This window comes from Shigella sp. SIG6, assembly GCF_053555815.1.
Window position 1 is genome coordinate 1 of the sequence record NZ_JBQZXC010000155.1, and the last position, 6820, is coordinate 6820.

The window sequence follows — 6820 nt, forward strand, 5'->3', positions numbered from 1 at the left end:
GAGATAATCAGTATTGAGACGGCGTAAACTGGCTTCGCATGCATTTATCGCTTTTTGCCCGCCAGCATTCCACGGATAGACTTTAGAGACGAGAAAGACCTTCTCTCGCAGACCGGTTAATGCTTCCCCAACCACCTTTTCGGCACCGCCATCGGCATACATTTCGGCGGTATCAATGAGGGTTAAACCGAGTTCAATGCCTGCGCGTAGTGCAGCAACTTCTGTTTTGCGCTGACTGGCATCTTCGCCCATATACCATGTTCCCTGCCCTATGGCTGGCAGTGAGACATCGCCACTAAATTGAATCATTTTTTGTTGCATTGTTTCCTCCCAGGTATTGCACCACCGTAATGCAAAACAGGGCGTGACGCCCTGTTTTTATGCACAAAATGCCCTGGAAAGATGCATTATCAGAATTTGTAGGTGATCCCGGTAGAAATCAGGCCAGTCCAGGATTTATCCACCATCGGGCTGTCAGTAACTTCATCAGACAGACGGGTGTAGCGCGCGGTACCGTAAACACTCCAGTCGCCGAGGAAGTTGTAGCTGGCGCTCAGCTCAAGGTAAGGGCTCCAGCTGTCATTCGGGTTATAGCCACGCAGACCGCTGCGAGCGGACTCTTTGCGCGATACGCCATAATAGTATTCGTTCTGGTTTTCGCTGTTCCACTGCACACCAATACCCGGAGTCACGGTCAGGCCACCGTTGGTGTAACGATACAACCAGGCCATATCCCAGACAATGCCGTTGCTGTTATCCAGGGTATCGCCAGCCAGGGTGGTACGCAGGTAACCGTACTGGGTAAAGTGAGCATAAGACAGACCAGCCATCATGGTGCTCTTACGGTCATCCAGGTGACGCATTTGGTGATCGCCACTGTCTTTCGCTTTGAAGTAAAGCGGCGACCAGTAAGCGGTAATTGAAAGTTTATCCGTTGCGTCATTCCACAGGTAGTAACCACCACCTAAGCCACGGAACCAGAAGTTATCGCCTTCATAGTTGATTACCGGTACTGGGTAAACATCGGTATCGTAATCTTTATATGGGTGCTCAACGACACCTACGCCTGCGCCCAGGGAAAATTTACCTTCAGCGTGCGCTACGCCTGCAGACGTTGCGATAAGCACTCCAAGTGCCAGAAGTTTGAGTTTGGTCACAATTAATCATTCCTTAAACAAATGTTTAGCGGGCGACAAAGTTTACCCGTCAATACATCGAAACCCAACCTTTTTACGTTTTCATTTTTTAAAGTAACTGTTTAATTTTCCTGCCGCGGATGACACCGCGCTTACAGCCAAATGGATTTAGCGTTACTGGCGAGCCTGGTCTTTACATTAATTATGCAAAATTTATGGATGAGTTGTTGATATGCCATTGAAATTAAGAAAGCCGTGCAGGCAAGTTTTCCATTTGCCATCTACGCTTAATTTTGAAGGTGTATCACCGGGCACGTTGTTCTCATCGTCGATAAAATGGCATGAGAGTTGCTGTGTTTTAGCAAGAGACGTCGTTCAGTTTACCTCTTCCGGGAGCCTCTACTATTCATATGAACGGCTCTTAACCTGTGCTAAAAAACGAAAGGACGGCATACCATGAATATATTCGATCACTATCGCCAGCGATATGAAGCGGCCAAGGACGAAGAGTTCACACTGCAGGAGTTTCTTACCACTTGTCGGCAAGATCGCAGTGCTTATGCCAACGCGGCTGAGCGGCTATTGATGGCTATCGGTGAGCCTGTCATGGTCGATACAGCCCAGGAACCCAGACTTTCTCGACTCTTTTCTAACCGGGTCATTGCACGTTATCCGGCATTTGAAGAGTTTTACGGCATGGAAGACGCGATTGAACAGATTGTCTCTTATCTGAAACACGCGGCTCAGGGGCTGGAAGAGAAGAAACAAATCCTGTATCTGCTGGGGCCTGTGGGTGGGGGTAAATCATCGCTTGCTGAGCGACTGAAATCATTAATGCAGCTCGTACCGATTTATGTATTGAGCGCCAACGGTGAGCGTAGCCCGGTCAACGATCATCCGTTCTGTCTTTTCAATCCGCAGGAAGATGCTCAGATTCTGGAAAAAGAGTATGGCATTCCTCGCCGTTATCTCGGCACCATCATGTCGCCATGGGCGGCAAAACGCCTGCATGAATTTGGTGGCGATATCACTAAGTTCCGGGTAGTGAAGGTCTGGCCGTCAATTCTGCAACAAATTGCTATCGCCAAAACGGAACCCGGTGATGAGAACAACCAGGACATCTCCGCGCTGGTTGGGAAAGTCGATATTCGTAAACTCGAACACTACGCGCAGAATGACCCGGACGCCTACGGCTATTCCGGTGCGCTGTGCCGCGCCAATCAGGGGATCATGGAATTCGTTGAGATGTTTAAAGCACCGATAAAAGTGCTGCATCCCTTGTTAACCGCCACTCAGGAAGGTAACTACAACGGGACGGAAGGTATCTCCGCCCTGCCGTTCAACGGGATTATTCTCGCCCACTCGAACGAGTCCGAATGGGTCACTTTCCGTAATAACAAAAACAACGAAGCCTTCCTCGACCGTGTTTACATCGTGAAGGTGCCGTATTGCTTGCACTTTCCGAAGAGATCAAAATCTACGAGAAATTGCTTAATCACAGTGAATTGACTCACGCCCCATGCGCCCCTGGCACGCTCGAAACACTGTCACGTTTTTCCATTCTTTCGCGCCTGAAAGAGCCAGAAAACTCCAGCATTTATTCAAAGATGCGGGTTTATGATGGCGAAAGTCTGAAAGACACCAATCCGAAAGCCAAGTCGTATCAGGAATATCGTGACTACGCCGGTGTCGATGAAGGGATGAACGGTCTGTCGACGCGTTTTGCGTTTAAGATCCTCTCCCGCGTGTTCAACTTCGATCATGTAGAAGTGGCGGCAAACCCGGTCCATCTGTTCTACGTCCTGGAACAGCAGATCGAGCGCGAGCAGTTCCCGCAAGAGCAGGCAGAACGCTATCTGGAGTTCCTGAAAGGTTATCTGATCCCGAAATATGCCGAGTTTATCGGCAAAGAGATCCAGACGGCCTACCTTGAATCCTATTCAGAATATGGGCAAAACATTTTCGACCGTTATGTTACCTACGCGGATTTCTGGATTCAGGATCAGGAGTATCGCGATCCGGATACCGGGCAGCTGTTTGACCGCGAGTCTCTTAACGCCGAGCTGGAGAAAATCGAGAAACCGGCGGGGATCAGTAATCCAAAAGATTTCCGCAACGAGATTGTTAACTTCGTACTGCGCGCCAGAGCGAATAACAGCGGACGCAATCCGAACTGGACCAGCTATGAAAAACTGCGCACGGTTATCGAGAAGAAAATGTTCTCCAATACCGAGGAGCTGTTGCCGGTTATCTCGTTTAACGCCAAAACGTCAACCGACGAGCAGAAGAAACACGACGACTTTGTCGACCGTATGATGGAAAAAGGCTACACCCGTAAACAGGTGCGTTTACTGTGCGAATGGTATTTGCGCGTACGTAAATCGTCTTAACAACCCTGGCCCGGTACACATGCTACCGGGCCTACAACGACAGCGAACCGTGGGCCTGAGAAGCGGCAACACAGGCGTAGCATACAGTTGGCAAATGTAGTACGGGGGGCATATGGCCTGGTTTATTGACCGGCGTCTGAACGGCAAAAACAAAAGCATGGTGAATCGCCAGCGTTTTTTACGCCGTTATAAAGCGCAAATTAAACAGTCGATCTCCGAGGCCATTAATAAGCGTTCGGTGACTGACGTCGACAGCAGCGAATCCGTATCCATTCCCACGGAAGATATTAGCGAACCAATGTTTCATCAGGGGCGTGGCGGTCTGCGCCACCGCGTGCATCCGGGCAATGACCATTTCGTTCAGAACGACCGAATTGAACGTCCCCAGGGTGGCGGCGGAGGTTCCGGCAGTGGTCAGGGCCAGGCCAGCCAGGATGGTGAAGGTCAGGATGAATTTGTCTTTCAGATTTCGAAAGATGAGTATCTTGATCTGCTCTTTGAAGATTTGGCCTTACCGAATCTGAAACAAAACCAACAACGCCAGCTGACCGAATATAAAACGCATCGGGCGGGTTATACCGCTAACGGCGTTCCAGCCAATATCAGCGTTGTGCGTTCCTTGCAGAACTCACTGGCGCGACGCACAGCCATGACGGCAGGCAAGCGGCGGGAACTTCATGCACTGGAAGAGAATTTGGCCATCATCAGCAACAGTGAACCTGCGCAGCTGCTGTAAGAGGAACGTCTGCGCAAAGAAATTGCAGAATTACGTGCCAAAATTGAACGCGTCCCTTTTATTGACACCTTCGATTTACGTTACAAGAACTACGAGAAGCGGCCCGATCCCTCCAGCCAGGCAGTGATGTTTTGCCTGATGGACGTTTCCGGTTCAATGGATCAATCCACTAAAGATATGGCTAAGCGTTTTTATATTCTGCTGTATCTGTTCCTCAGCAGAACGTATAAGAACGTGGAAGTCGTATACATCCGCCATCATACCCAGGCGAAAGAAGTCGATGAACATGAGTTTTTCTACTCGCAGGAAACAGGCGGCACCATTGTTTCCAGCGCCCTGAAACTGATGGATGAGGTAGTGAAAGAGCGTTATAACCCGGCACAGTGGAATATTTACGCTGCACAAGCATCGGCCGGCGATAACTGGGCCGATGACTCTCCGCTTTGCCATGAAATCCTGGCGAAAAAATTATTACCTGTTGTTCGTTATTACAGCTATATCGAAATTACCCGTCGTGCACATCAGACATTGTGGCGAGAATATGAGCATCTGCAATCTACTTTCGACAACTTTGCGATGCAGCACATCCGCGACCAGGATGATATTTATCCGGTGTTCCGTGAACTGTTTCATAAACAAAATGCAACAGCTAAAGACTAAAACTATCAGCCGGGTCATTATCGCCTGGCTGATTTTTAGCTTACTGTAAATTATCTCATTTATTACATACATTAGCTTACAATCGCTTTAAATATGACAGCATAACCTTTACACAATTTAGTTCCAGAAAACAATCATTCGGAAAAATGATTCAGTCAACACGTATTTCCCTGGGGTTATTCTTTAAATATTTTTTATCGTTAACGAAAATTGATCCTGGTCAAAACTATATATCTCTGCCATCAATAAAATCCAGCACTCACATTGCTCTCCTTTTTATGGTTTCTATGGGTACACAAAAATTAAAAGCTCAAAGCTTTTTTATTTTCAGTTTATTGCTGACGTTAATTTTATTTTGCATCACCACATTATATAACGAAAAGACGAATGTAAAACTCATCCCACAAATGAATTATTTGATGGTCGTTGTGGCTTTGTTTTTCCTTAACGCCATCATTTTTCTTTTCATGTTAATGAAATATTTCACTAACAAACAAATTCTACCAACATTCATTTTAAGTCTTGCACTTTTAAGTGGCCTTATCTATTTAGTTGAAACTATTGTTGTTATCCATAAACCTATCAGCGACAGTACACTGATCCAGACAAAGTCGAATGATGTTTCTATTTTCTATATTTTCCGCCAACTCAGTTTTATTTGTTTAACCTCGTTGGCGCTCTTTTGTTATGGTAAAGACAATATCCTTGACAACAATAAGAAAAAAACTGGCATTCTGTTGCTGGCGCTGATTCCTTTTTTAGTTTTTCCCCTTCTGGCACACAATCTGAGCAGTTATAACGCTGACTATTCTTTGTATGTCGTCGATTACTGTCCTGTCAACTATACTGCGACCTGGGGAATCAACTATACAAAAATATTGGTTTGTCTGTGGGCATTTTTACTGTTCTTTATTATCATGCGTACACGATTAGCCAGCGAACTATGTCCATTAATAGCATTATTATGTCTGGCATCGCTATGCTGCAACTTACTTCTACTGACTCTGGATGAGTATAATTACACCATCTGGTACATCAGTCGCGGGATTGAAGTCTCCAGTAAACTGTTTGTTGTGTCTTTTCTGATTTATAACATTTTTCAGGAACTGCAACTCTCCAGCAAACTGGCAGTTCATGATGTGCTGACCAATATTTATAATCGGCGCTACTTTTTCAACAGCGTAGAGTCATTATTGTCGCGACCTGTTGTTAAGGACTTCTGTGTCATGCTGGTTGATATTATCCAGCAAAGCATCCGCCCCGATGATATTTTAGCGCGACTGGAGGGTGAGGTGTTTGGCTTACTATTTACCGAACTCAATAGTGCCCAGGCAAAAATCATTGCGGAACGTATGCGTAAAAATGTCGAACTCCTGACCGCTTCAGTAACAGATATGATGTTTCTGAACAAATGACCATCAGTATTGGCACGGTTTTTTCAACGGGTGACACGCGTAATATCTCGCTTGTCATGACGGAAGCAGATAAAGCCTTACGCGAAGCGAAAAGCGAGGGGGGCAACAAAGTGATTATTCATAATATTTAAGTGCAAAAATATTCAGAGCCATGCTTTTTGCGTGGCTTTTGCATACAATTTATTACTATTACCCCTAAATTTCCCCTCCCCAGCGGCGCAGAGATGAGTATAATTAGCGCCCCTGTGCCAGGCCGCAATCGAACTTTATCTGGTTTTCTCGTTTCACTAACCGAAGGAGTGCCATTTATCATGAAATTGCACCATAGAATGCTCCGGCATTTTATCGCCGCAAGTGTCATTGTGCTGACATCTTCCTTCCTTATTTTTGAACTTGTCGCCAGCGACAGAGCAATGAGTGCCTATCTGCGCTATATCGTGCAGAAAGCAGACTCCTCCTTTCTTTATGATAAGTATCAGAATC

General features: G+C 46.4%; 2 protein-coding genes and 4 pseudogenes. 4 read left to right on the forward strand and 2 right to left on the reverse strand.

What is annotated here, in order from left to right:
• Together yeaE and mipA are read right to left on the reverse strand one after the other, a co-directional pair.
• Window positions 1-321: pseudogene (gene yeaE, locus ACUU1M_RS17685) on the reverse strand (methylglyoxal reductase YeaE); the annotation flags it as partial.
• A gap of 89 nt (window positions 322-410) precedes the next feature.
• A complete protein-coding gene (gene mipA, locus ACUU1M_RS17690; RefSeq protein ID WP_000163771.1) occupies window positions 411-1157 on the reverse strand; it encodes a scaffolding protein MipA in 747 nt (248 codons plus the stop codon).
• A 435-nt stretch (window positions 1158-1592) separates the two neighbouring features.
• On the opposite strand from mipA, the pseudogene yeaG reads away from it, so the two are divergent.
• The 4 genes and pseudogenes from yeaG to ACUU1M_RS17710 form a co-directional block, all read left to right on the forward strand.
• Window positions 1593-3526 (forward strand): annotated as a pseudogene (gene yeaG, locus ACUU1M_RS17695) (protein kinase YeaG).
• A gap of 112 nt (window positions 3527-3638) precedes the next feature.
• A pseudogene (locus ACUU1M_RS17700) lies at window positions 3639-4922 on the forward strand (YeaH/YhbH family protein).
• Window positions 4923-5068: 146 nt separating this feature from the next.
• A pseudogene (locus tag ACUU1M_RS17705) lies at window positions 5069-6468 on the forward strand (MASE4 domain-containing protein).
• Window positions 6469-6820 (forward strand): GAPES1 domain-containing protein (locus ACUU1M_RS17710; RefSeq protein ID WP_449144713.1); only part of this gene is annotated, 352 nt, incomplete at its 3' end. It abuts the pseudogene before it with no gap.